22 protein-coding genes, 1 tRNA gene and 2 pseudogenes are annotated in these 23,949 nt (G+C 71.4%); 13 read left to right on the forward strand and 12 right to left on the reverse strand.

From position 1 onward, the window contains the following. Positions 1 to 96 precede the first annotated feature (96 nt). The 4 genes from ABTY62_RS23040 (at position 97) to ABTY62_RS23055 (ending at position 4,297) form a co-directional block, all read left to right on the forward strand. Positions 97 to 2,079: an FAD/NAD(P)-binding protein gene (locus ABTY62_RS23040; RefSeq protein WP_352131305.1), complete on the forward strand. Its 1,983-nt coding sequence runs from the start codon at positions 97 to 99 to the stop codon at positions 2,077 to 2,079. 42 nt (positions 2,080 to 2,121) lie between these two features. Then, positions 2,122 to 2,601: a DoxX family protein gene (locus ABTY62_RS23045; RefSeq protein WP_311722790.1), complete on the forward strand. Its 480-nt coding sequence runs from the start codon at positions 2,122 to 2,124 to the stop codon at positions 2,599 to 2,601. 252 nt (positions 2,602 to 2,853) lie between these two features. Further along, complete coding sequence (locus tag ABTY62_RS23050) at positions 2,854 to 3,528, forward strand: DedA family protein (RefSeq protein WP_352131306.1); 675 nt, start codon at positions 2,854 to 2,856, stop codon at positions 3,526 to 3,528. 91 nt (positions 3,529 to 3,619) lie between these two features. Continuing rightward, complete coding sequence (locus ABTY62_RS23055; RefSeq protein ID WP_352131307.1) at positions 3,620 to 4,297, forward strand: lytic transglycosylase domain-containing protein; 678 nt, start codon at positions 3,620 to 3,622, stop codon at positions 4,295 to 4,297. Here the strand turns inward: ABTY62_RS23055 and ABTY62_RS23060 are convergent, their stop codons facing one another. Further along, positions 4,298 to 5,080 (reverse strand): alpha/beta fold hydrolase, encoded by a 783-nt coding sequence (locus ABTY62_RS23060; RefSeq protein WP_352131308.1) that lies wholly within the window; start codon positions 5,078 to 5,080, stop codon positions 4,298 to 4,300. It abuts the gene before it with no gap. A 299-nt stretch (positions 5,081 to 5,379) separates the two neighbouring features. Here ABTY62_RS23060 and ABTY62_RS23065 point away from each other — a divergent pair, with 299 nt between their 5' ends. Continuing rightward, positions 5,380 to 6,207 carry a PP2C family protein-serine/threonine phosphatase gene (locus tag ABTY62_RS23065; RefSeq protein WP_352131309.1) on the forward strand — a complete coding sequence of 276 codons (828 nt, stop codon included), beginning with the start codon at positions 5,380 to 5,382 and terminating at the stop codon, positions 6,205 to 6,207. An 85-nt stretch (positions 6,208 to 6,292) separates the two neighbouring features. Next, on the forward strand, positions 6,293 to 7,300 hold the full coding sequence (locus tag ABTY62_RS23070) for an MASE1 domain-containing protein (protein ID WP_352131310.1): 1,008 nt from the start codon (positions 6,293 to 6,295) through the stop codon (positions 7,298 to 7,300). A gap of 3 nt (positions 7,301 to 7,303) precedes the next feature. Here the strand turns inward: ABTY62_RS23070 and ABTY62_RS23075 are convergent, their stop codons facing one another. The 4 genes from ABTY62_RS23075 to ABTY62_RS23090 form a co-directional block, all read right to left on the reverse strand. After that, positions 7,304 to 8,578 carry a hypothetical protein gene (locus ABTY62_RS23075; protein ID WP_352131311.1) on the reverse strand — a complete coding sequence of 425 codons (1,275 nt, stop codon included), beginning with the start codon at positions 8,576 to 8,578 and terminating at the stop codon, positions 7,304 to 7,306. Positions 8,579 to 8,712: 134 nt separating this feature from the next. After that, on the reverse strand, positions 8,713 to 9,216 hold the full coding sequence (locus ABTY62_RS23080; protein WP_352131312.1) for a hypothetical protein: 504 nt from the start codon (positions 9,214 to 9,216) through the stop codon (positions 8,713 to 8,715). A 199-nt stretch (positions 9,217 to 9,415) separates the two neighbouring features. Beyond that, on the reverse strand, positions 9,416 to 10,804 hold the full coding sequence (locus ABTY62_RS23085) for a hypothetical protein (protein WP_352131313.1): 1,389 nt from the start codon (positions 10,802 to 10,804) through the stop codon (positions 9,416 to 9,418). 284 nt (positions 10,805 to 11,088) lie between these two features. Then, positions 11,089 to 11,721 (reverse strand): RidA family protein, encoded by a 633-nt coding sequence (locus ABTY62_RS23090; protein WP_352131314.1) that lies wholly within the window; start codon positions 11,719 to 11,721, stop codon positions 11,089 to 11,091. Between the two features lie 26 nt (positions 11,722 to 11,747). On the opposite strand from ABTY62_RS23090, the gene ABTY62_RS23095 reads away from it, so the two are divergent. After that, the gene (locus ABTY62_RS23095) at positions 11,748 to 12,116 is read left to right on the forward strand and encodes a hypothetical protein (RefSeq protein ID WP_352131315.1); all 369 of its coding nucleotides are present in this window, start codon (positions 11,748 to 11,750) and stop codon (positions 12,114 to 12,116) included. Between the two features lie 64 nt (positions 12,117 to 12,180). Here the strand turns inward: ABTY62_RS23095 and ABTY62_RS23100 are convergent, their stop codons facing one another. Next, a complete protein-coding gene (locus ABTY62_RS23100) occupies positions 12,181 to 12,954 on the reverse strand; it encodes a vWA domain-containing protein (protein WP_352131421.1) in 774 nt (257 codons plus the stop codon). A 153-nt stretch (positions 12,955 to 13,107) separates the two neighbouring features. Here ABTY62_RS23100 and ABTY62_RS23105 point away from each other — a divergent pair, with 153 nt between their 5' ends. Continuing rightward, positions 13,108 to 13,800, forward strand: coding sequence for a restriction endonuclease (locus ABTY62_RS23105; RefSeq protein ID WP_352131316.1), 693 nt, complete (start codon positions 13,108 to 13,110; stop codon positions 13,798 to 13,800). 80 nt (positions 13,801 to 13,880) lie between these two features. Here ABTY62_RS23105 and ABTY62_RS23110 read toward each other — a convergent pair. Further along, positions 13,881 to 13,952, reverse strand: a tRNA-Val gene (locus ABTY62_RS23110). A gap of 301 nt (positions 13,953 to 14,253) precedes the next feature. Between ABTY62_RS23110 and ABTY62_RS23115 the strand changes: the two genes are divergently transcribed. The 3 genes from ABTY62_RS23115 to ABTY62_RS23125 all read left to right on the forward strand — a co-directional run bounded on the left by ABTY62_RS23115 (position 14,254) and on the right by ABTY62_RS23125 (position 16,842). After that, positions 14,254 to 15,558 carry a hypothetical protein gene (locus ABTY62_RS23115; protein ID WP_352131317.1) on the forward strand — a complete coding sequence of 435 codons (1,305 nt, stop codon included), beginning with the start codon at positions 14,254 to 14,256 and terminating at the stop codon, positions 15,556 to 15,558. A gap of 102 nt (positions 15,559 to 15,660) precedes the next feature. Further along, positions 15,661 to 15,885 (forward strand): FmdB family zinc ribbon protein, encoded by a 225-nt coding sequence (locus ABTY62_RS23120; RefSeq protein WP_352131318.1) that lies wholly within the window; start codon positions 15,661 to 15,663, stop codon positions 15,883 to 15,885. A gap of 132 nt (positions 15,886 to 16,017) precedes the next feature. Further along, complete coding sequence (locus tag ABTY62_RS23125) at positions 16,018 to 16,842, forward strand: DUF4383 domain-containing protein (protein WP_352131319.1); 825 nt, start codon at positions 16,018 to 16,020, stop codon at positions 16,840 to 16,842. Here the strand turns inward: ABTY62_RS23125 and ABTY62_RS23130 are convergent. After that, positions 16,796 to 17,407, reverse strand: a complete 612-nt coding sequence (locus tag ABTY62_RS23130; protein ID WP_352131422.1) for an O-methyltransferase — start codon at positions 17,405 to 17,407, stop codon at positions 16,796 to 16,798. The two genes, ABTY62_RS23125 and ABTY62_RS23130, sit on opposite strands and share 47 nt — an antisense overlap. Positions 17,408 to 17,466: 59 nt before the next feature. Next, positions 17,467 to 17,700 (reverse strand): annotated as a pseudogene (locus tag ABTY62_RS23135) (DNA-binding response regulator); the annotation flags it as partial. Between ABTY62_RS23135 and ABTY62_RS23140 the strand changes: the two are divergent. After that, a pseudogene (locus tag ABTY62_RS23140) lies at positions 17,683 to 17,880 on the forward strand (DedA family protein); the annotation flags it as partial. The pseudogenes ABTY62_RS23135 and ABTY62_RS23140 sit on opposite strands and share 18 nt — an antisense overlap. A gap of 9 nt (positions 17,881 to 17,889) precedes the next feature. Here ABTY62_RS23140 and ABTY62_RS23145 read toward each other — a convergent pair. The 3 genes from ABTY62_RS23145 to ABTY62_RS23155 all read right to left on the reverse strand — a co-directional run bounded on the left by ABTY62_RS23145 (position 17,890) and on the right by ABTY62_RS23155 (position 22,576). Further along, entirely contained in the window at positions 17,890 to 18,744 is an 855-nt protein-coding gene (locus ABTY62_RS23145) for an HAD family hydrolase (RefSeq protein WP_352131320.1), read from the reverse strand. Then, entirely contained in the window at positions 18,744 to 21,314 is a 2,571-nt protein-coding gene (locus ABTY62_RS23150; protein WP_352131423.1) for a phosphoribosyltransferase, read from the reverse strand. The genes ABTY62_RS23145 and ABTY62_RS23150 overlap by 1 nt, the downstream gene beginning before the upstream one ends. A gap of 62 nt (positions 21,315 to 21,376) precedes the next feature. Beyond that, entirely contained in the window at positions 21,377 to 22,576 is a 1,200-nt protein-coding gene (locus ABTY62_RS23155) for an HpcH/HpaI aldolase/citrate lyase family protein (RefSeq protein ID WP_352131321.1), read from the reverse strand. 242 nt (positions 22,577 to 22,818) lie between these two features. On the opposite strand from ABTY62_RS23155, the gene ABTY62_RS23160 reads away from it, so the two are divergent. Beyond that, complete coding sequence (locus tag ABTY62_RS23160; protein ID WP_352131322.1) at positions 22,819 to 23,892, forward strand: TerD family protein; 1,074 nt, start codon at positions 22,819 to 22,821, stop codon at positions 23,890 to 23,892. Positions 23,893 to 23,949: the final 57 nt, after the last annotated feature.

The raw sequence follows: 23,949 nt of genomic DNA on the forward strand, positions 1-23,949 counted from the left end.
AACGGAGGCCGGAGTTCCGTACCACGGCGCGATTCGCCGGAACCGAGCGGCATGATGGGCAACTCCTGAGTCACATCTGCCCCGGGAGACACAATCTTGGCCGGAGACCCCCACGCCATAGCCGTCGTCGGTGCCGGTCCCCGCGGCACCAGCGTGCTCGAGCGGCTGTGTGCCTCGGCCCCTGAGCTGGCGCCCGGGGCGCGACTCACCGTTCACATGGTGGATCCGTCCCCGCCCGGCGCCGGCCGGGTGTGGCGTACGGCCCAGCCGGGCGAGCTGCTGATGAACACCGTGGCCTCGCAGGTGACTCTGTTCACCGACGCGAGCGTCGAGTGCGAGGGCCCGGTGCGCACCGGGCCGAGCCTGCACGAGTGGGTCGCGGCCCGCGGGCTCGCCCCCGGCCTCGGCCCGGACGACTACCCCAGCCGCGCGCTGTACGGCCGCTATCTGGAGTGGGTGTTCGCGGAGGCGGTGCGGGGCGCGCCGGACTCGGTGACCGTCCGGGTGCACCAGGCGCGCGCCGTACGGCTGGAGGAGGGCGCGGACGGCGAGCAGACGCTGGCCCTGGAGGACGGCACCCGGCTCGAGGGGCTGCGGGCGGTCGTGCTCGCCCAGGGCCATCTGCCGACGGTGCCGGACGAGGCGGAGGAACGGTTCGCCTCCCATGCCGAGTTGCACGGGCTGCGCTACTACCCGCCCGCCAACCCGGCGGACCTCGACCTGTCGCCGGTCGCGCCCGGTGAGCCGGTGCTGCTGCGCGGCCTGGGCCTCAACTTCTTCGACCACATGGCGCTGCTGACGGTCGGCCGCGGCGGCAGGTTCGTGCCCGGCGACGGCGACCGGCTGGTCTACCGTCCCTCGGGCCTCGAACCGCGGCTGTACGCGGGCTCCCGGCGCGGCATTCCGTACCAAGCGCGGGGCGACAACGCGAAGGGGGCGCACGGGCGGCACCATCCGCTGCTGCTCACGCCCGAGGCGATAGCCCAGTTCCGCAAGCGCGCGGAATCCGGCGATCCGCCGGACTTCCTGACCGAGGTCTGGCCGCTGGTCGCGAAGGAGGCCGAGACCGTCTATTACGAGGCGCTGCTGGAGCAACGGAGCCGGCGGCAGGACCAGCGGGGCCTGCCGGGTGAATCGAGCCAGCCGGGTCAGCCGGGGCGGCCGGGATCTACGGGCCGCACGGGTTTCAGGGGGCGCTTTCTGGCCACCGAGCACGGTGGGGCTGAAGAGGCGGCGGTGCTGGACGATTTCGGCATCAAACCGGCTGACCGCTGGTCCTGGGACGCGGTGGCCCACCCGCACCAGGGCCGGGATTTCACCGGCCGGGAGGACTTCCGGCGGTGGCTGCTGTCGTACGCGCGCGAGGACGTGGCGCACGCCCGCCTCGGCAATGTGTCGGGCCCCGTCAAGGCGGCCCTCGACGTCTTTCGCGATCTGCGCAATGAGCTGCGGCAAATCGTCGACCACGGGGGTCTGTCGGGGCTGTCGCGCCGCGCCCATCTCGACCGCTGGTACACCCCGCTCAACGCCTTTCTGTCGATCGGCCCGCCGCGCCGGCGCATCGAGGAGATGGCCGCGCTGATCGAAGCGGGGGTGCTGGACGTGCTCGGTCCGCATCTGGAGGTGTCCGCGGAGGCCGCCGCGGCGCCCGGGGATTGTCCCGGTTTCGTCGCCCGCTCCGCCCGGGTGCCGGGCCCCCCGGTGGTGGCCACGACGCTCGTCGAAGCACGGCTTCCGGAGCCCGATCTGCGGCGTACGGGGGACGAGTTGCTGGCCCGCCTGCTGCGTACCGGAGCGTGCCGCCCGCACCGGGTGGAGGGGTACGAGACGGGCGGCCTGGACGTCACCCCGAGCCCATATCGCCTGGTGGACGCGGAGGGCCGGGCCCATCCGCGGCGCTTCGCGATCGGGGTGCCGACGGAGGGCGTGCACTGGGTGACGGCGGCGGGAGCGCGGCCCGGGGTCAACTCGGTGACCTTGTGCGACACCGATGCGGTGGCCCGTGCGGCGCTGCGGGCGGCGGTGTCAGAGTTGGCGGAACTTGAACTTGCAACAAAAGGTGAGGGGAACCTAACCTGACGGTTCCGTTGCTTCCCGTCCCCGGAACAAGGAGTCGTCCCCATGCCTCCGTCCGCCACCCCCCAGGGCCTCGCCGACCGACTGGACGGTACGAGACCGTACGTACTCTCGCTCTTCCGCATAGTCGTCGGCCTGCTGTTCTTCTGCCATGGCGCCTCCTCGCTCCTGGGCTGGTTCGGCGGCCTGATGGGCACCGGCAGGACCGTCGACGCGGGCACCTGGCCGGGCTGGTACGCGGCCGTGATCCAGCTCGTCGGCGGCGGCCTGGTCATGCTCGGCCTGGGCACCCGCAGCGCGGCGTTCATCAGCTCGGGCTCGATGGCGTACGCCTACTTCCACGAGCACCAGCCGGAGAAGCTGTGGCCCATCCAGAACGGCGGCGAGGCGGCCGCGATGTTCTGCTGGGCGTTCCTGCTCATCGTCTTCACCGGCCCCGGCCCCTGGGCCCTCGACCGCTTCCTGGGCTCGACGCGCCAGACGGTCACGGCCCCCGAGACGCGCCGTCAGCCCACCGCCGTCTGAGCCACCACATGAACCACGCCGCCTGAGTCGGCGCCGCCCCAGCCGAAACCTCAAGCCGCGTTCACGCGTTATGCGGGGGTACCTCCCCTTCGTCACCGGGGGAGGCAACCCCCGCGCAACGTGATTCGAACAACATCAGCGCCCGTTACCGCTATCCTCTCCTGTCACAGGCGTACGCTGTATGGCTGTGAATGCCGTCCGCCGCTCCCCACAGCGGCGACACGGCTGGGGGGAACCGGATCGGGAGAAGCGTTGTTGGAACATCTGGGGGCGTTGACCAACACCCCATGGATTTACGCGGTTGTCGGCATCTCTGTTCTCCTCGACGTGTTCCTCCCCGTCCTGCCGAGCGGTGTTCTCGTCATCACGGCGGCCACCGCGGCCGCCGGAACCACCGTGGACGCGGTGGGCGTGGTGCGCGTCCAGGCGGGCGCCGCCGACTTCTCCCAGATGCTCGCCCTCGTGCTGTGCGCCGCCACCGCCTCGGTCCTCGGTGACATGGTCGCCTTCCGGCTGGCCTGGCGCGGCAGCGACCGGCTCGACCGCGCCATCGCCCGCTCCCGCCGACTCACCTCCGCCCAGGAGAAGTTGGGCACGGCGCTGGTCCGGGGCGGCGGCACGCTGGTCGTCATAGCCCGCTTCGCGCCCGCGGGGCGCTCGGTCGTCAGCCTCGGCGCGGGCGCGGCGCACCGCCGGGTCAAGGAGTTCCTGCCCTGGTCCGCGGTGGCCGGACTGGCCTGGGCCGCCTACAGCGTGAGCCTCGGATACGTCGGCGGCCAGTGGCTCGGCGCCACGTGGCTGGGCACGGCGGTCTCGGTGCTCGCGCTCTTCGCGGCGGGCGCGGGCGCGGCGTATGTGATGCGGCGCCCCGCCGGAGAGAAGCCGCTCCCGGCCCAGCCGGCGGCGGGCGCGGCGGGACAGCCCTGACGCCACGGCTGCGGGGCACAGGAATTCCGGCCCCGGCCCGGAAATCCCGTTACCGTCCCCTCATGCGTATCCCCACCCCGCCGGCCCCCGCATGGTGACCCGCCGCAACCGTACGACCGGCACCCTGGTCGGCAGCGCCCTGCTGATCGCCGCCGCGCTCCTCGTCGTACGGCAGTTCACCGGACCCTCGGAGCCCGAGCTTCCGACCATCCCCAAGGCCGAGCGCCCGCTGGTCGAGGCGGCCGCCCGCACCTGCCCCAAGGTGAGTGTGCCGCTGCTGGCCGCGCAGATCCACGCGGAGAGCGACTGGCGGCCCGACGCCGACTCCGGGCATGCGCAGGGCATCTCCCAGTTCGCCCCGGAGACCTGGAAGGAGTGGGGCCGCGACGGGGACGGCGACGGCAAGGCCGATGTCTGGGAGCCCAAGGACGCCATCCCCTCGCAGGCGCGCTACATGTGCCATCTGTACGGCGTGGTGAAGGACCTGCCGGGCGACCCGACCAAGCTGGCGCTCGCCGCGTACAACGCCGGTCCGAACGCGGTCCTCAGGGCCCACGGGATCCCGAGGATCGCCGAGACCCGCGAGTACGTGGACCGCATCCTCAACACCCTGCTCCCCCAGTACCGCGAGAGCGAGGCGAAGTACGCGGCGGCGCATCCGTCCCCCTCACCTCGTCCTTCACGCTCTGCCGGTTCAGGTTCAGGTTCCGGTTCCGGTTCCGGGACGGGCTCGGGGCCGGGGCCCGAAGCCGCCGCACCCGGCCCGTGATTACGCGTCCGCCGTGATGAAGTCCTCGACGGCGCGCACGAGTTCCAGCGGGGCCTCGTCGGCGGGGTAGTGCCCGGCGTCGGGCAGCTCGACGAGGTCGGCACGCGGATACCAGCGCAGCCAGGTCTGCCGCATCAGCTCCGCCGTGAGCGCCGGGTCATGTGCCCCGACCACCACCCGGACCGGCACCCGGGCCCCCACGATGTCCTCGTGGAAGTCCTCCAGGGCCCAGGAGTCCAGCCAGGCCCGGAACGCCTTGGCGTCGCTCTGTTCCAGCGAGTGCCTGACCATCAGGTCGAGCCAGGCGGCCGGGTGGCGGCCGCCGGTGGTGTAGTCGATGATCGCCCGGCGGCTCTCGGGGCGCTCGGCGGCGGAGGTGAACAGCCGCCACTGCTCGCCCTCCATCGGCATCCCGCTCGCGGGGACGGGCGCGACCCCGAGCAGCCGCTCGACCCGGTCGGGGGCGGCGGCCACGACGCGCTGTACGACGGCGCCGCCCATCGAGTGCCCGAGGAGTGAGAACCGCTGCCAGCCGAGGTGGTCGGCGAGCGCGAGCAGATCGCGGCCCGCCTCGCCGGTGGTGTACTCGCCGGGGATGTCCCGCGCCTCCCCGTAGCCGCGCAGATCGGGGAGTGCGTAGGTGAAGGCCCGCCGGTCGATGTGCGGCAGCATGGCGGCGTAGGCGGCGCGGTCCGAGAACCAGCCGTGCACGGCCATGATCCTGCGTGGTCCTTCGCCGACGAGCTCATACGGTGGAACGAGGGGTGGAACGATCGGTCCCATGGCACCTCCGGTCCCAGTCGAGGACGGGCGCGCGGCGCGCGTGCCCGTTGCCGGACAACGGTGGCGTCAACCGGCGGCCTCGGCAAGGCCGCTGCGCATATGCGTAGCCGGGCCTGACTGTGACCTGACAGAGAGCTGGTCGCCGCCTCGCTCACGTACGGTGCGGACACCGGCACGGATGGCGATGTCCGCGCCGCCCTCCCCGGCCCGCCGACGGCTCCTTCGGCCGTGACCGCGCGTAACATAAGACCCGGGCAGAGCTCCTCCGGCCATCGCCGGAGGTGCCCATCGGAGCACTGATGAACCGCCGTCGCACCACCTCACACGAGAGCACCGAAGAGGCGCTGCGCTCCCTGGGGCGGCTGACCGCTCAGATCCTCGAGCGGATCAAACTGCAACAGGCACGGGTGGAGCTTGCCGCGGCGCTCCAGCGCCATATGCTGCCCACCGAACTGCCCACACCCCCCGGACTGCGCGCCGCGGCCCGCTACACGCCCGCCCGCGACGGGCTGGACGTCGGCGGCGACTGGTACGACGTCTTCGCGCTGCCCGGCACCGGCTCGATCGGCTTCGCCATCGGCGACGTACAGGGCCATGACGTGGAGGCGGCGGCCTTCATGGGCCAGGTCCGCACGGGGCTGCGCGCCATCGCCGCCGCCACCTGCGACCCGGGCGAGGTGCTGCACGGCGTCAACGAGCTGCTCATCTCGATGGGCACCGACCTGTTCACCACCTGCACCTTCCTCCGCTTCGACCCCGCCTCGGGCGAGCTGGCCTGCTCCCGGGCGGGCCACGTCCCCGCGGTCCGGGCCTCGGCCGACCGCCCGGCCGAGGTCGTCTGGGACCCCGGGGGCCTGCCACTGGGCATCCAGCCCGGCGAGACCTATCCGGTGACCCGGCACCTGCTGACCCGGGCGGGAGCCTTCGTCCTGTTCACGGACGGCGTGGTGGAAGGCCCGTCCTACCCGATCGACCGGGGGCTGGCGGAGGTGTCCCGGCTGGTCGGCGCGGGCTACGGCGACGACGCGGAGGAGCTGGCCGCGCGGGTGAGCAAGGTCGCCGACCGCACCGGCCACTGCGACGACGCGGCCGTGCTGGTGCTCCGCCACGACGGCGTACGCCCATGAGCGCCGCGCCGCCGTTCCTCCGTGTGGCGGACGCCGCGCCACGGCTCTGCGTGTCACCCGCACCCGACCCCGACCACACTGTCTGATGGCCGCTGTGGCAGGCGACGACTGGATCCGGCGATACGGCGCCACGGGTCTGCGGATCGTCGCCGTCGCGGCGGCCTACTACGCCGGGGCGCGGATCGGGCTGCTCCAGGAGCTGGTGCGCGGACAGGTCACCCCGCTCTGGCCGCCCACCGGCATCGCCGTGACCTGCCTGCTTCTCCTCGGCCTGCGCACCTGGCCGGGTATCACGCTGGGCGCCCTCGCGATCAACGCGCCGATCGGCCCGACGCCCCTCGCCGTCGCCGCGATCGTGGCGGGCAACACTGTGGCCCCGGTCTGCTCGTACCTGCTGCTGCGGCGGATGGGGTTCCGTACGGAGCTCGACCGGCTGCGGGACGCGCTGTCGCTGGTCTTCCTCGGCGCGCTGGCCGGAATGCTGATCAGCTCCACGGTGGGCACCGGGGTGCTGGTCCTCGAGGGCGGGCTCCCGGCCGACGAGTTCTGGTCGACCTGGTCGGTGTGGTGGACGGGGGACGCGATGGGCGTCCTGGTCGTCACACCGCTGCTGCTGGTGCTGCGCAGGGCCCGGGTGCCGCGCCACATGCCCCTGTACCGGTGGGCGGAGGCGGCGCTGCTGGTGCTGGGCACCGCCGTCGTCGCCCTGGTGGCCACGCACTCCGTCGGCAGCCTGCTCTTCCTGGTCTTCCCCTTCCTGATCTGGGCGGCGCTGCGCTTCCAGCTGGCGGGGGCCGCGACGTGCGTGCTCATCGTGTCGGTGATCGCGATCCAGGCGACGGCGGCGGGCGTCGGCCCGTTCGCGGGGCAGACACTGCTGGCGCGGATGGTCACCTTGCAGGCGTTCAACGGCTCGACCGCGCTGACCGCGCTGCTGCTGTCGGCGATCATCACGGAGCGGAACCGCACCCGCCAGCAGATCGAGCAGATCTGCACCCAGCTCGCCGAGGTGGTGGTCCGGCTGGCGCCCGACGAGGCGCTGCACCAGTGGCCGCCGCCGCGCCGGGGTGAGCAGCCGCCGGACCCCTCGTAGCGGTCAGCCCTCCGGCTTCCGCGGCTGAGTCAGGTCGCGCCACTGAGTCGAGCTGCTGCCGTGCATATTGAATTCCTGGGCGAGGCCGGTCTGGTGGAGCCCTTGCATCTGCGCGCCCGTGACGGTGACGCCCGCGATCTCGAAGGACGTGTTGTCATCCCAGTTGTATCGGTCCCAGACATTCACCCGGTAGTCGAGGGACACCTTGGGCTTCCCGTGCTCGTCGGGCACCACACTCACGACTCCCGAATGGTTCACCATCGCGTGGCCGACGGCGAAATTCCAGTCGGGGTCGCCCTGCTCGTATCCGTCGGCCTTCGTCTCCACCGGAATGGACACTGTCCGGCCGCCGGACTCCTCGAACGCTTTCAGAGCCTTTTGCCGCCACTCGTCCTCATGCTTGGCGAGGTTCTCCGTGGCGGCCTTCCGAAATCCCTTGTCCTCGTCCCACATACGGTCGATGTCCAGATCCAGCGGCTTTCCGGACCCTCCGAGGTAGTGGGCCAACGCGCGGGCCCCCTGGTCGTAGCCCGCCAGCCCGCCGCCCTTCGCCATGGCCTTGGCCTCGAGCTGGAACAGATAGTCCTTGTAGCCGGGATCGCGCGAGTGGAACTTCCCGGATCCCACATCCGCCGGCTTCCATTTGTACTGCGGGTCCGTGATCCCGGCCGCCACCAGCCCCAGCGCGTCGGCATCCCAGACCCGGCCGCGCAATTCGGGGCTGAGGCCGTCCCAGATCCTGCGCAGTTCGGCGCGCTGGCTGGGGTTCACCCTTTGGCCCAGCGCGGCGAGGTCGACGGCCCGGTCGACCTTGGCGTCATCCAGGGAGTGGTACCCGGCGTGGCCCGCGTTGTTCGCGTCGCCGCCGTGGCTCTTGGCCAGCGCGCCCTTGACGATGCCGTCGATCTCGACGGCCTGGGCGATCTGCCGGTTGACGCGGTTGGCGTACGCCTCCTGGGTGTCCAACTGCGCTTGCGTCCGCGTCCCGTCGTCCGCCGGCGAGTGAGGATAGAAGAAGCGCACGGTGCCGTCGAAATTGTCGGCGAGCCGGAGCCCGTCGTCCTGCGCCTGCGCGACGATCGACTTGACGCCGGCCTGAATTTCGGTCAGCTGTGAGTGCGCGTCGTCGAGGACGCTCCAGATGCTGCTGGCTTCCTTGTGCAGATCCGCGAACTCCTTCGCGGTCTTGCCGACGAATTCACGTGTGACATCTGCGTTGAGCCCGGCCCACCGCGCCCCCGCGGACTTCTTCTGGAGGCCGGAACGCGCATCGTTCATCAGCCTCTTCAGGCCGTCGACAGCGCACTTCCAGTCCGTGACCGCAGTGCCGAGCTTACCCAGATCAACGCCGATGAGATCCGCGTAGGTGAGAGCCCCCATTGTCTTTCTCTGCCCTTCCCCCGTCGTCTGCGCTACTTCACCATCTTGGATATCTCGGAAACGCTGACGGCCGACCCGTCCCGGTTGCGCAACGAGGCCGCGATCTGCGTGTCGTCGTGCGCGTGCGCCTTCTTCGAGTAGTCCAGGTGATTGGAGATATGGGCACACATCTGGAGCACGGTCTTCACCTGGGAACTCCAGACGGTCACCGTGGTGCTCAGCGCGTCGCCCATGGTGAAGTGGTGGTCGCTCAGCGCCTTGGCCGCCTGCATGGACGACCCCACACCGTCCTTGTCGGCCCCCGCCCCGGCGATATCGGCAACCTTCTGCAACTCTCCGTGCAGGACGAAGGCCTCGTGGCCGACGGCGCCCAAGTCGTCCTGGTGCACGACCAGATCGGAGCGCCCGCCGCCGCTCGTGGCCGAAGCCCCGCCGCCGCCACCGACGTCCGCGGGAAACTGGTTGAGCCGCGTATGGGCGCTCTGCTGCCCGGCCGCGTCCGCCTTGAGTTGAGACCACTCGCTGTCGAATGACATTCCCCGTTACCTCCTGTAGAGGACATCTACGCATCCGGTGACACGGTCGGGCCCTCCCCTGGCCACGCCGCGCCACAGCGCAGATCAAAACGCATGGTAGCTGAATCGGATGACATCGCTCCGGCTACGGCCGAACGAGCTTCGCGCTCCCCCTGCCGGGGCGCCGGTCCTGGACCTTGGGGTCCTGGGCCTTGGGTTCCTAGACCTTGGGCCCCGGCCCGTCGTACACGCCGTCCGGCCCCGGCTGTCGGTAGTCGTAATGCGTCACCGAACTGCTGCCGCGCATATCGAAGTCCCGCGCCAGCCCGGCTTCCTGCAGTTTGGCCAGGTCCGGGTCGGGGCGATCCGTCCAGTTGGGTTCGCTCTCGTTCTGGCTGTACCGATCCCAGACGTTCACCTGATAGTCGAGGTAATACTCCGGCTTCCCATACTCGTTGAGCTTCGCCGTCATCGCGCCGGAGACGTTGAATGTTCCGGTGCCGACGGCGTCACGCCAGTCCTGGTTGCCAAATCCGAAAGTCTGGCCCTTTGTTTCCACCGGAACGGTGACGGTCCGCGCCCCTGACTTCTCCAGCTCCTTGCGCGCCTGCTCCGCCCACTTGTCCTGATGGTCGACGATGGCCCACTCGACGTCTTCGTACATGGGAGGGTCGTCGCGGAGCATGCCGTCGACGTCCAGATCATCAACAGCGGTTCCCGTGTTCGAGAGGTAGTGCTCCAGAGCCTCGCCGCCGTGGCTGAGGCCGTTCAGTTTGTCCCAGGCCACCTTGCTTTTTGCCTCGAACAAGTTCCAGCGATCGCCCGCCGTCGGCTCTCTCCATGCCCACCCCGGGTCGCCCTTGATCGCGGACTTCCACGTGTACTTCGGGGAGATGACCCCGGCATCCATCAGCTTTACCCGGTCGGCATCCCACAGTTGGCCGCGCGATTCCGGGCTGAGCGCGTCCCAGAGCTTCCGCAGCTCGGCCCGCTGCCTGGGGTTCGCGTCCTTGCCGAGCGAGGCGAGCGCCGTCGCCCGGTCGAGCGCGACGTCGTCGAGCGAGTCGTACTTCGTGTGCCCGGCGTCGTAGGGGTCGCCGCCGTGCATCTTGGCCAGCGCGCCCTTGACCAGGCCGTCGATCTGGATGGCCCGGGCCATCTTCGCGTTGACGTGGCGGTTGTACTCCTGCTGGACCTCCCGGTCCTTGGGGGAGTACGTCCCCTCGGCCGCGAACGGGTAGACGAACTTCACGGTGCCGTCGTAGTTGTCGGCGACCTCGAGCTTGATTTCCCGCGCCGCCGCGACGGTCGACCTGATATTGGACTGAATCTCGATCAGCTGGGAATGAGCGTCGTCCAGGACGCTCCAGACGGCTTGGGCCTCCTTGTGCAGATCCTCGAACTCTTTCGCCGTCTTCTTGACGAATTCACGCGTGACATCCGCGTTGAGCCCGGCCCACCGGGCCCCCTCCGACTTCTTCAGCAAGCCGGAACTCGCGTCTTCCATCAGCTTCTTCAAGCCGTCAGCGGTCGACTTCCAGTTCGTGACCGCACTGCCGAGCTTCCCCAGGTCGATTTCGACCATATCGTGGTAGGTGAGGCCGCCCATCGACTTTCCCCCGTCGCTCCATCGCCTTGGATATCGCGCAGACTAGCCGAACCGGATGATCTTGTTCCGGGCCCTGGAGCGAGGGAAGAACGGGACATTACAGAGCCAATCCGCCGCGACAACTGACGTATGCGCAGGTGAATGCGCGGCGCCGGATATTTGCTGAACTTCTCCTGAACTGATACGAGCCAAACTTCACCAAGAGTTCAGCGGCTCGGACCGTCCGGCCGCCAGGGCCGCGCGCCCTCCAGCTCACCGCCGCCACGCCACTCCCTCGTCGCCGCTCAGACCTCCGCCACCGCGTCGATCTCGACGAGCACACCCTCACGCACGAGCTGCGCCACCACGGTGGTCCTGGCGGGCAGCGGCGAACAGTCCGCGAAGAACTCCCGGTACACGCCGTTGAACTCCGGAAAGTTCTCCCTGTCGCTCAGATAACACGTCAACTTGACGATGCGGTCCTTACCGCTGCCCGCCGCCTCGAACACGGCGACGAGGTTGCTCAGCACCTGCGTTGCCTGCGCGGCGAAATCGGCCGGCATCTCGTTCGTGGCGGGGTCCAGCGGCCCCTGGCCGGAGGTGAAGACCAGACCGCCGGACACGATGGCCTGGGACAGGGGCGGCTCGGTGCCGTCGGAGAAGCGCACGAACGGCGCCTTGTCGGTGTGAACGCCTTTGATCATGCGGGCATTCTGCACCGCGCGCCACGGCACGTCATCGCGTTTGAGGAAGTCGCACAGCGACGGAGGCACACGATGGGCGACAGCGGACTTATCTCCGGTGCAGCAGAACTGATCCAGAGACGTGTCAGGAAACGCTGGTTCCCCGGCGGAACGCATGTGAGGATTACTCGTGCCCGGTTGCGCGGAATCCGAAACCGGCCGCTCGAAAATATAGTTGGGAAACAATGCGTACACATAAGGCCGCTTCCTGCCTGGTCATCATGGTAGCCCTGCTGACAGGCTGCTCCGAGGACGGCAAGGAGGGCGACAGCACGGCGACTGTCGAATTCAAGGTCACAGGGGACTCGCCGGCCAGCGTATACATCCCTGGCATCAAATACACCGGCGGAGACAGCAGCGGTCCCACCAGTAAATGGGATGTGGATCTCGATTCCGTCAGGACTCCGTGGTCCCAGAAGTTCCAGGTGAAGCCGGGAAGGTCGCTGTCGCTGCAAACGGGTTCAGTGAATCCGAAGACGGAAATCGGCTGCCAGATATTCGTCAACGGAAAGCTCGTGGACGAGGATACGAAGAAGAACAAGCCCGGCTCCACCCTCGTCGCCCAGTGCAAGAGCCACGTCCCCATGTGATCGTGGGTGAGGTCGGGGGCGGCCGCGACCTCGCCCTCTCGCGCCCCTTCCTGGCCGCCGGTTCTCAGTCCTTCACGATGCCCGCGTCACGAGCGGCGCTCAGCCACGACGGGAACTCCTGAAGCAGCTGATCGTAGAGATCGACGTCGGAGAGCGCCTTCGGCGACGGCCCGGCAGCGAAGAACCCCGCGTTGTCGACGACGCGTCGGCTCGGCACCGGAAGGTCGTCGAGCTTGTGGAGGAAGCGGAACTCGTCGTCGCCGAACCCGACGAACTGCCAGAAGATCGGCAGCCTCGCGGCCGAACACAGCATGCTCTGCGCGGCCGCCTTCGACGTGGGGGAACCGTCGGTCTGGAACACCACGAACGCCGGATCGCCGGCTCCGCACGACTGGTAGTGGTCGATCACGGCCCGCATGGCGAGGTGGTAGTTGGTGCGCCCCATGTGGCCCATCGAGTCGTGCAACGGGTTGATCCGGTCCCGATAGTCATCGAGGCCGATCTCAGCGGTCCCGTCGACGCCCGTGGAGAAGAAGACGACCGGCACGACGCCGTCGTCATCGAGGTTGGCCGCGAGAGCGAGAGTCTGCTCGGCCAAGTGCTGCACGGAGCCGTCCCTGTAGTACGGACGCATGCTCCCGGAGCGGTCCAGAACCAGGTACACCGCGGCACGCCGCCCGGCGACACCGCGTTTGGCCAAGGAGACCGCAGCCGTCTTGTACAGGCTGACCAGCCCCGGAGCCCGGGCTGCGACCTTCTCCAGGCTGATCGCGGCGGAGGGTGCCTTAGCCGGCTTGCGGTAGTCGATTGCGGGGCGCTTGCGATAGTCGATGGCCATGCGGAGTGATTGTTCCCCACCCGGCCGGCCGAAGCCGCACCGCGCCACAAGATCAGTCGCCTTCAACGCCGCACGGCTGAGCCCCGCATCGGCCCCCTTGCCGCGCTGAGCCACCGCTCCCCACACTGCCGGGTACGCGTGGGAGGGGGAGAGATGGCGGCACGACGACGACGCAGATGGTCATCACGGCGGTTCAAGGCACGGTTACGCCGCTGGGCGTGGGGCATCGGCGCCGTGATGCTGCTGGTGTTGGCCTTGGCGTGGAAGACGGTGTGGCCCTACGCCGTCGGGGCGGTCCTCGCGGCATCGCTCGGCGGGCTCGGCTGGTGGCTGCTGAGAGCCCACCGGAACGCCGTGTCCGGTGACCGCGCCTGGCAGGCCGGCGAGGAGCGCAAGGCGCGGGAACTGGCCATGTCCGATGTCGACGCGATGACCTGGCAGCGGTTCGAGCTGTACGTCGCGGAGCTGTGCCGCCGCGACGGCTGCACCCAGGTCGTGGTGTCCGGGAAGACCGGCGACCTGGGCGCCGATGTCATCGGGTTGATGCCGGACGGGCGGCGGCTGGTGATCCAGTGCAAACACTACGCACGCCACCGCACCGTGGGGAGCGGCGAGATGCAGAAGTTCCTCGGCACAGCGAAGGCCGAGCACGGCGCGGACATCGCCGTGTACGTCGCCACCTGCAACTTCACAGCGGCGGCGGGGAAGCTGGCCGTGAAGCACGGGATCTTCGCCATGCACCGGGACCTGCTCGGGGCCTGGGTCCGAGGCTCCACGCTGGAGTCGCTGATCCCGCTCAACGGGACAGGAGGCGGACCGCCGCGCGGCCGCCGCCCGGCCCGGTAGCCGACTCTCCTCGTGAAGCGGCCCCCCGATCCGCTTGGATCGGAGGGCCGGAGCAGACTCTCACCTGTGGTCAGTCGCTGTGGGCGCAGACGGGTTCGAACCGCCGACATCTGCCTTGTAAGGGCAGCGCTCTACCGCTGAGCTATGCGCCCGGGAGGAGGTGCCAGCCTACCCTGTCCGCGCCGCACCGCCGCAATCCAGGAGAGGGAGGGAAAGAACGGGCCTGATCGCGAACCATCCGCCATGCCTGTTCGTCAGTGACGGGTGGGAGAATGACAGCCGGGCCTGGGGCGATCCATGTGGGAGAGGGAAGTGGCGGCGACATCCGCGCAGTCTGCACGTCCAGTACGTCGTCCGCGTCCAGGGCATGGTCGGGGTCCAGTGCGTCGCCTGGGGGCGGGGTGGCGGCCGCGGGGGCTGGGGCGGCGGGTGGTCGAGGGGGTTGTGGGGGGTGTGGCGCTGGTGCTGGCGCCGCTGCCGTTGCTGGTCGCGGTGGTGCCGGTCACGTTCGCGGGCGGCGGGGCCCGGCGGTGGTTCGGGGGGCGGGGGGAAGGACAGCGGGCGCAGGCGCAGGCGGCGAAGGACGAGGCCGCGGCGGCGTTCTATGAGCTGGACACCGCGCAGCGCGACCTGCGGATCTCGATCGAGACGATCACGGCGGTCGACGACTCACCGGCCGCCCGGCGGGCGAAGTCCGGCTTCGAGTCGCTCGGGGAGCGGATCGACCAGGTCAGCCGGGACTACATCACCGCCGTGGACAGCCATGACCTGGACCGCGACGACCTGGACGCCGGGGCCGCCTCGCGGGCCCGCGCGGATCTGATCAGGGCGAAGGACGAGCTGCGGCGCACCAAGGCGGATCTCGACCGCTTCGAGCAGGGGCTCGGCCCGCTGCTGGCGCAGGCCGAGACGCAGCTGGCCCGGCTGGCGCCCGCCGTGGAGCGGGCGCGGCAGGCGCTGCGCGCGGCGAGTGACGCGCTGGACGCGGTGCGTGGGTCCGGGCTGCGGGCCGACGACCTGGCGGCGCGGCTGGCCGCGCTGGCGCCCGAGCTGACCAAGCTCAACGAGGGGGCGGGCCGCCACGGTGTGCAGGAGACCATCCGGCGCGCCGACGATGCGCTGCGCCGGGCGGAGGCGGTGCGCGGCGAGGCGGAGCGGCTGCCGGAGCGGGCCGCGGAGATCGACCGGCGGCTGGTGTCGCTGCGTACGCGGGCCCAGGCGATCACCACGCGGGCGGAGGGCGTCGGGCCCGTGCTGAGCGAGTTGCGGCGGCGCTACAGCGCGGCCTGCTGGCAGGATCTCCAGACCGTCCCGGAGCAGGCCGCGAGGGATGTCGCGCAGGCCGAGGCCAAGCTCGAGGAGGCGCGGGAGGCGCGGGGCGAGCAGCGCTGGGCGGATGCCACCGCCCTGCTCGCCACCGTACGGGCGCTGCTGAACACCACGGACGAGGCGGTGTCGGCGGCCGGGGACCGGCTGCGGCGGCTCGACGAGGTGTCGTTCGACCGGGGCAAGGAGGTCGAGCGGACGCGCTTCGCGATCCGGGACGCGCAGCGGCTGGCGATGGCCGGGCGCGACACCCCCGACCCGCGCCACGCCCGGCCGCTGGACGCCGCGGTGGAGCGGCTCGACCGGGCGATCGCCGGGCTGGAGGGGCGGCACCCGGACTGGTGGCACTTCCTGTCCGAGACCGAGGCCGTACGGCAGGCCGTCGGCCATGTGGTGCAGGAGATCCGTGAGGAGCGCGCGGGCGGGCACTGATCCCCCGGCCGTCTGCTCGTTTCCGGCCGTGCCCGCGCCGACCTGCTGTTTCCTGCCTTTTGTGCGCTGTTGGGGCACGCCGTGCCTGGCTATGCTGCCCCTATGCCTCGCTACGAATACCGATGCCGCGCCTGTGGGACCACCTTCGAGCTGAACCGGCCCATGGCCGAGTCCTCGGCGCCCGCGTCCTGCCCGGACGGGCACGACGACACGGTGAAGCTGCTCTCGACGGTCGCCGTGACCGGCACCTCCTCCGGCCCGGCACCGTCCCCGGCCGCAGGTGGCGGCGGGGGCGGCGGGTGCTGTGGCGGCGGGTGCTGCGGCTGAGGTTGAGCGGGGCGCGGCGGGGGCGGATCCTGGGAGGGTACGTACGCAGGTACGGCCTCGACCGCGCAGCGCACAGCTCCGCGAGGCCGGGGTCTCCGCAAGTGGCAGCGGTAAGCCCGAAGGAGGCCGGACATGGCTACGGGCCGCCCCTCCCCCATCGGTCCCCACCCGGCGGGGATCGGACGCCAGTTCCCTGAGCGGATCGGCGTCCGCACCAAACTCGACGAGCATCTGCCGGTCGACCACCGGCTCAGCCACATCTACCGCATCGGTGCGGGCCTGGTGGGGCTGATCCTGGTCGCCTTCGGCATCCTGGGCCTGGTCCACAAGATCGGCTTCTTTGACACCGGCGGCGCCTCCGTCGTCGGGCTGAACACCAACGGCGCGCTGAGCGTGCTGTCCATCGTCATCGGCGGGCTGCTGTTCGCCGGCATGGTCATCGGCGGCAACTTCGCCTCGACCCTCAACATCGTGCTCGGAGTCGCCTTCCTGGTGAGCGGTTTCGTCAACCTCGCTCTCCTGGAGACCTCCTTCGACTTCCTGGCCTTCCGCCTCCAGAACGTGCTGTTCAGCTTTGTGGTCGGCCTGATGCTGATGTGGTTCGGCATGTACGGGCGGGTCAGCGGCGGGCTGCCGCACGACAATCCGTACTGGCAGGCCCGCCACCCCGACCTCGCCGAGCGCGAGGCGCACGTCCGGGAGGTCCAGGCCGGTCGCGGCGGTGGCGGTCAGCCGCCCGGGAAGTGGGGCCGGCTGGATCAGGGCCCCAGTGCGTCCTCCGAGCGCCGGTCCGACGAGCCGCAAGAACGCGGGCGGCAAGAAGGCGGGCCGCAGGAAGGCAGGCGCCAAGAAGACGCGCGGCAGGAAGGCGGGCGGCGGCACGCCCGGCGGCTGCTCCGCCGCCGCAGGCTCAGCGGCGGCGCGCCAGGGTCAGCCCATCCGCGACCGTCAGCATGACCGCCTCCACCCGGGTGTCGGCGGCCACATGCTCGTTGAACGCCTTGATCGCCGCGCCCGAGCCCTTCGCCTCCGGGTCGACGACGGACCCGTGGAAGAACGTGTTGTCCGCGACGATCAGCCCGCCCGGGCTCATCCGCACCACCAGCTCCTCCCAGTACGCGATGTAGTTGCCCTTGTCCGCGTCGAGATAGGCCAGGTCGATGTGCGGCTCGGCCGGCATCGCCCGCAGCGTGTCCAGCGCGGGCGCGATCCGCAGGTCGATACGGTCCGCGACCCCGGCCTTCGCCCAGGCCTCGCGCCCGTACGCCGTCCACTCCTCCGAGACGTCGCAGGCGATCAGCCTGCCGCCGGCGGGCAGCGCCTGCGCCATCGACAGGGCGGAGAAGCCGGTGAAGGTGCCGACCTCGACGATGTGCCGGGCGCCGGTCAGCCGCACCAGGAACGCCAGCAGCGGGCCCTGCTCCTGGGCGGACTGCATGCCCGCGTAGTCGGGCAGCCGGGCGTGTGTGACCTCGACGAGCTCGCGCTGGACCGAGTCGAGCGGCGGGTTGTGCCTCAGCATGTAGCCGTACAGCTCGTCCGTGATCGGCGTGCTCTTGTTCTCGGCCAACGTGGCCCCCTTCAGCTTCCCAGGTAACGCAGTACAGCCAGCACGCGGCGACTGTAACCCGAACTGGCAGGGAGTTCGAGCTTGTCGAAGATCGCGTTGATGTGCTTTTCGACGGCGCTCCGCGAGACGTCCCGCTCACGCGGGGTGAGCCGGCTGAGGGGGTCGGTGTGAGTGCTGCGGGCCGGCAGTCCGCGGACGACCTCGGGGTCGAGGGCGGCGCGGCCGGCATGGTGCCGATCTTCCGCAGCCTGATCTCCGTACCCGCCGGGATCGAGCGGATGCCGGTGCCCGCCTTCCTCGCCCTGACCAGGCTCGGGAGCCTGCTCTGGAACACGGTGTTCGTGCTGGCCGGGTACGTGCTGGGGGTGGTGGCGTTCGTGGGGGTCAGGGTCCTCCGCCCGGGGCGGGGGAGGCGGCGGGGCTGACAGGCGGCTTCACGCGCCCGCTCCCGTCGTCCCCGCGCCCGCCACTCCGGCCCGCGCCGCGAAGGCTCGCAGGATCTCCTCCCCCGCCGCCACGCCCCGCGCCTCCAGCGCGGTCACATGCGGCGCCGTCCAGCCCTCGTCGGCGAGCTCGCCGTGGCCCGGGCGCCAGGCCCGGTCGGCGGCCAGGAGGAGGTCGGCGTCCAGGAGGGAGTCCCCGGCGCCGAGCACCTCGCGCGCCCCCGTACGGCGCGCCACCTCCGCCACCGCCGCGCTCTTCGTGAGCGGCTTCGGCACGGCGTAGATCTTGCGGCCCTGGAGCGAGACCGTCCAGCCGCGCTCCTCGGCCCAGGCGGCCAGCTCCTTGACGTAGCCCTCGGGAAGCAGGGCCCGCTCCACGACGAGGTAGGCGAACAGGTCCTCCGCCACCCGCTCCTTCAGCAGCCAGGCCGGGTCCGCGGTGCGGACGAGATGGGCGCGGACCTCCTCCAGGGGCGCGGACGCGGCGGCGAGGCGGGCGCGCACGGACGCCTGCCAGTCCGGGTCCGACTCGCCGTCGACCAGCAGATGCCCGCCGTTCGCGCAGATCGCGAAGCGGGGGGCGGGGCCGGGGAGGCGGATACGGCCGTACTGCTCGCGGGTGCGGGTGGTGGTCGGTACGAAGACGGAGCCGCGGGCCAGCTCGGCGAGCAGCCCGGCCGCCGTCTCCGTCATGTACGACAGCGGCTGGTGGCCGTACACCTCGACGCACAGCAGGCGCGGCGCCTCGGCGTCCGGCATGCGGAGGCCGAGCGCGGCCGCGGAGTAGATCAGTGTGCGGTCGAGGTCGCTCGCGATCAGCACGGACGGCTGCTCATGGCTCGTCATCAGGCGGTCACCGCCTTGCCGTCCGCGCCCGTCGCGCCGCGCGTGTAGCGGGGGTGGATCAGGCCGACGCACGAGTACGGCAGGCCGTCCACCTCCTCCACCGGCACCCCGCGCTGCTCGGCCAGCAGCCGCACATGGTCCAGGTCCGCGCCGGCGCCGCGCGCCGCGAGGATCTTCCACGGGACGCGGCGCAGCAGCACGCGCGTCGTCTCGCCCACCCCCGGCTTGACGAGGTTCACGTCATGGATGCCGTACTCCTCGCTGATCCGCTCGACGGCCGCCCACCCCTCCCAGGTCGGGGTGCGGTCGGCGGCCGCGAGCTCCTTCGCGTCGGCGGCGACCTGGTCGGCGACCTCGTCGAAGCGGGCCGCGACCGTATCGAGGAAGAGCCCGGAGACATCGGCCCCGGCCAGCTCCCGGTAGAACTTGCCGCCGTGGAAGTCATCGGGCCCGACCAGGTCGGCGCGGAGCACGGTGCGCGATATCAGCCCGGAGACGGTCGAGTTGAGGCAGGCGGAGGGGATGAGGAAGTCATCACGCGTGCCGTACGTATCGACGCAGCGGCCGGGGTCGGCGAGCACGGCGATCCGCGGGTCGAAGCCGGGGTACGGCCGCACGGCCTCCGCCAGCTCGCGGGTGATCGCGCCCTTGCCCGTCCAGCCGTCGACGAACACCACGTCGGCCGGGTCGTGACGGTCCGCCAGCCAGCGCAGCGCGGTGGTGTCGATGCCGCGGCCGCGCACGATGGAGATGGCGTAGTGCGGCAGGTCGAGCCCGTGTGCGTGGCGCGCCCAGCGGCGCATCAGCACGCCGACGGGGGTGCCGGCCCGGGCCAGCGACACCAGGACGGGGCGCGGCGACCGCTCGGCCAGCACGGTCTCGGTGACCGCGCCGACCGCCCGCGCGATGCGCGCCGCCGAGGTGGTGAGCGCGGCCCGGAACAGCGCCTGGTACGCCTCGGTGGGCTGGTACTCGACGGGCAGCGACTCGGCGTAGTGCGCGCCGCCGCTCTGGATCGCCTCCTCGCGCTCCTCGGTGGGCGCCTCGAGCGTGACGTCGGAGAAGTCCTGGAGCAGCCAGCCGACCTCGTCGGGGGCGTACGAGGAGAACGCGGGGCCGCGCAGCGGCTCCGGCAGCGGCGGTTGTGCCATGGGGGGTGCCTGTCGCTCGGGAGTGTGGGTCTTGGGCGTGTAGGACGGTACGACGGCCAGCAGGAGGCGGTCGGTGTGCGAGGCGAGGCGGGCCAACAGCCCCTCCGGGCCGTGCAGTTCGGGGGTGTCGGCGACCGAGTCGACGACGGCGACGATCGCGTCGAAGCGGCGCTCCGGGTCGCCGCCGGGGGCGACGTTGTACGCGTAGCGCTCCCCCGGCCCGTCGGCGGGGGCGTCGTGCGCGGGGAAGGCGAGGCGGGTCCGGATCGCGTAGCCGGGGTCGTCCACGGCGAGCACGGGTGAGCGCGTGGTGGTCGAGTACCGCACCTCGGCCCCGGCCGGGCCGGTGGTCGCTCCGGTGTCCAGCGCCTCGGCGATCCGCAGCGGCGCGTACATCAGCTCCTCGAAGCCGAGGACGAGCACGCGCCGCGGCCCGCTGCCCAGCGCTTCCGCGATCCGGGCCGCCATGCCCGGAAGCGCGGCCTCCAGCCGCTCCCGGTGGGCGGGGGTGAAGCCGTGCCGCCCGCCGTCGGGCACCCCCTGCGGCCAGCCGAGCTCGACGCGGACCGCCCCCGCATGCCCGGCCGACTCCACCCCGGGCGCGGACGCGGACGCCTTGTCATGCCTCGGCGCGTGCGCCGGGTGAGGCGCAGCCGCAGGCGCGCGCGCTGGGCCGGGCGCAGCCGCGGGCGCGGGATCCGCGGCCCCAACCCCGGCGGCGGCCGCCTCGTGCTCCGCGACCAGGCGCCGGCCGCGCTCCAGGACCTCCGCCGGGAGCCGGACCGTGCCCGTCGCCGCCGCGATCAGGTCCACGCGCGCGCCGAGGTCGGCCGCGAACGCGTCCAGGCGGGCGCGGTCCTCGGGCGAGCGCATGTCGACCAGGGCCACCACCACATACCGCTCGCGCGGGAAGCTCCGGTGGAGCGCGGCGATGGTGTTGAGCACCGTCCGGCCGGTCGAGAACTCGTCGTCGACGAGGACGAGCGGGCCGTCCGTGGCCAGCAGGTCGGGGTTCTCGGGGAGGAGGAGGTGGGACGTGGCGTGGCTGTGCTCCTCCTCGAAGCCGCCGACCGGGGCGACCCCCGCGACCGGGCGGCGGGTGGAGTGGAGGTAGGGGGCGAGGGCCAGGCCGTCGGCGACGCTGTGGCCCAGGCCCGTCGCGGTCTCCGCGTAGCCGAGCACGACCGCGCGCGCCGCGGCCTCGTCGCCCAGCAGCTCGCGCACCCGGCGCCCGAGCCGTACGCCCGCGCCGTGGACGGCCCGCGGCCGCTGCGGCACGTGTTTGCCGAGCACGTTGGACACCAGCAGATGCGCGCGCTTGGGGTTGCGGCGCAGCGCGAGCCCCAGCAACTCGCGCAGTTCGTCGCCGCCTTCGAGCCCGACTCCCAGCCGGTCCGCGACCCACTGCCCCGACCACATCACGCCGTACGCCCCATCCGCTCCATCAACCCCGTCAGCCCGATCACTTACCCGTCATCCCGTCATCCCGTGTGCAACCCCGCCGCCAGCAGTTCCACGAAGCTGATGTCCTCCCGGGCCACGCCGAACACCTCGGCGCGCCGCAGCGTCCGCTCGGCCCAGGCGCGGTGCGGCTTCACCTCGTTCATCTTGTTCGTGTACGCCGAGCGCAGCACACCGCCCCCGCCGCGCTCCGGTTCGAGTATGTCCACGGCGTCGCTGTATTCCTCGTGGCTGACCACCGACAACGCGTGCACGGGGGCGACATGCGTCGGGTGGATGCAGGTCTTGCCCTGAAGGCCGTTGGCGCGGTCGAGTTCGATCTCGCGCAGCAGCCCGTCCATGTCGTGCTCGATGAGGGCGTTGCGCAGCGACGACGCGGCGCGGCCGGTGAAGGGGCTGATCCGCAGCTGCGGCTTGAACATCCGCTCGTGGGGCTTGAAGTACTCCCACACCGGCCCGGTGACCGTGAAGCCGGTGCCGTCCGCGCGGCCCAGCATGTTGACCACGTCGGCGATGACGGAGGCGACCAGCTGTACGTCGTACGCCGTCATGTCGGGCGCCCGGCGCAGCCCGTAGGCCGAGCACAGGTCGGTGACGCCGAGGCGGAGCGCCAGGACCCGCTCGCGGTGCTTGTCGATGGTGCGGCCGATGCCGGCCAGGGTCTCGGTGCGGGTCTCCCGGTGCATCAGCTCCGGCGATTCGAGGACCGGCATCGCATACAGCCGCCGGCCGCCCAGCGCCTCGGCCGCCTCGGTCGTCTCATCGGTTTCGGCCGAAATCAGCGCCTCGAGGAAGGGGACGCCGCGCTCCTCGGTGAACTTCGGCAGTACGAATCCGGACAGCAGCCGGACGGCAGGGCCGAGCCGGTGGACGAGATCGACGATCTGCTCGGGGGTCCGGACCCGGATGAACAGCAGGGGCAGGGAGAGGTGCGGGCCGCGCGCCGAGAGTTCGCCCAGCTGCCGTATGAGGTTCTCCTCGGCCTCGGGCACCTCGTTGTCATCGATGGAGTCCTCCAGGCAGAGCACCATGGAGGTCACGCCCTGACCTGCCTGTTTGGCGATGTCATCGGCGAGGCGGGGGCGGGTTGCCGGGCAGTAGAGGGTGGCGCCGAGGGCGACGGCGAGCGTGTGGGCCGGGGAGTCCAGGGTGAACTCGCCGGGCTCCCGATGGAACAGATCTTTCCGTGCCTCGGCCGACAGGTGTCCAAAATGCCGCATAGCTCTCCCCGCATGCCGATGCCCGCGCTGGCCGTTCCGGCCCAGGTAGTGGCCGATAATCGTACGTGTGGGGATGGGTCAAAAGTTCCCCAAGAGCGTGAAAATCGCGTAACTCATATGCGTCCAGCCCGTGTCCGGGAGACCGGCCCATCCCTCCCCCATGCCCCCTCTTCTTGGATTTCCCGACCTCGCACCCACCCCTGCGTTGTCCCGGCGAGGCCCGGGAGGGCAGGATTGCGGCCATGACGCACGCGATGCTGAAGGGATCGAACATCCCGCTGGACGCCACCGCCGTACGGGCCGTGCTCCGCTGGACTCCCGGCGCGGACGTACCCGACGTGGATGCCTCGGCTCTGCTGCTGGGCGCGGACGACCGCGTGCGCTCGGACGAGGACTTCGTCTTCTACAACCAGCCACGGCACCCGTCCGGCCTGGTCCGGCATCTGCCCAAGAAGCGGGCGGCGGAGGGGCTGACGGACACCGTGGAGGCCGATCTGGCGGCCCTGGAGCCGGCCGTCCACCGGGTGGTGCTGGCCGCGTCCGCGGACGGCGGCACCTTCGGCCAGGTACCGGATCTGAGCCTGCTGCTGTACGACGCCGCGGGCGCGGCGGACGCGGAGCCGATCGCCAGGTTCGAGGTCGGGGCGGAGACCGGCCAGGAGACCGCGCTGCTCTGCGGCGAGCTCTACCGGCGCGGGGACTCCTGGAAGTTCCGCGCGCTCGGGCAGGGCTATGAGTCGGGGCTGGTCGGGCTGGCCACGGAGTACGGCATCTCGGTGGACGAGGGCGAGGGCGGCGGTGGTGGCAGCGCCGAGAGCCCGGCCGCCGACCCCGCCCCCGAGCCGAGCACCCCGACGCCCGCGACGCCCCCGCCGTCGCCCTCCGTGGCCGGCGACGCGGCGGCGCCCCCCGGGCCCGCCTTCGGGCAGGACTCCTGGGACGACTCCCAGCTGACCCAGCCGATGACGGCGGCGCCCACACCGCTGCCGACCGGCTACGGCCCCATGCCGCCCCCGCCGAGCGCCCCGCCGGCCGCTCCGCCGCAGCCCCCGGCACAGCCCGGCACCGGCTACGGCTACCCGCAGCCGACGGCGGCGTACGGCTACCCGCAGGCCCCTGCCCAGCCCCCGGCGCCGCAGCCCCCGGCGCCCCAGCCCTCGTACGGCTATCCGCAACAGCCGGCGTACGGGTATCCGCAGCAGCCCGCGTACGGCTACCCGCAGCAGGTGCAGCGCACCGAGCCGATACCGCCGCCCCCGCTGCCCGACCCCAACTTCACGCTGCCGCCGCAGGGGCCGCAGTTCCAGCACCGCTGAGCGGCCGGCGCGGCCGGGCGCCCGGGGCACACCCCAGGCGCCCGGCCGCGCCGCTCC

Origin of the sequence: Streptomyces sp. NPDC097640 (assembly GCF_040302705.1) — a bacterium.
Taxonomy (GTDB): domain Bacteria; phylum Actinomycetota; class Actinomycetes; order Streptomycetales; family Streptomycetaceae; genus Streptomyces.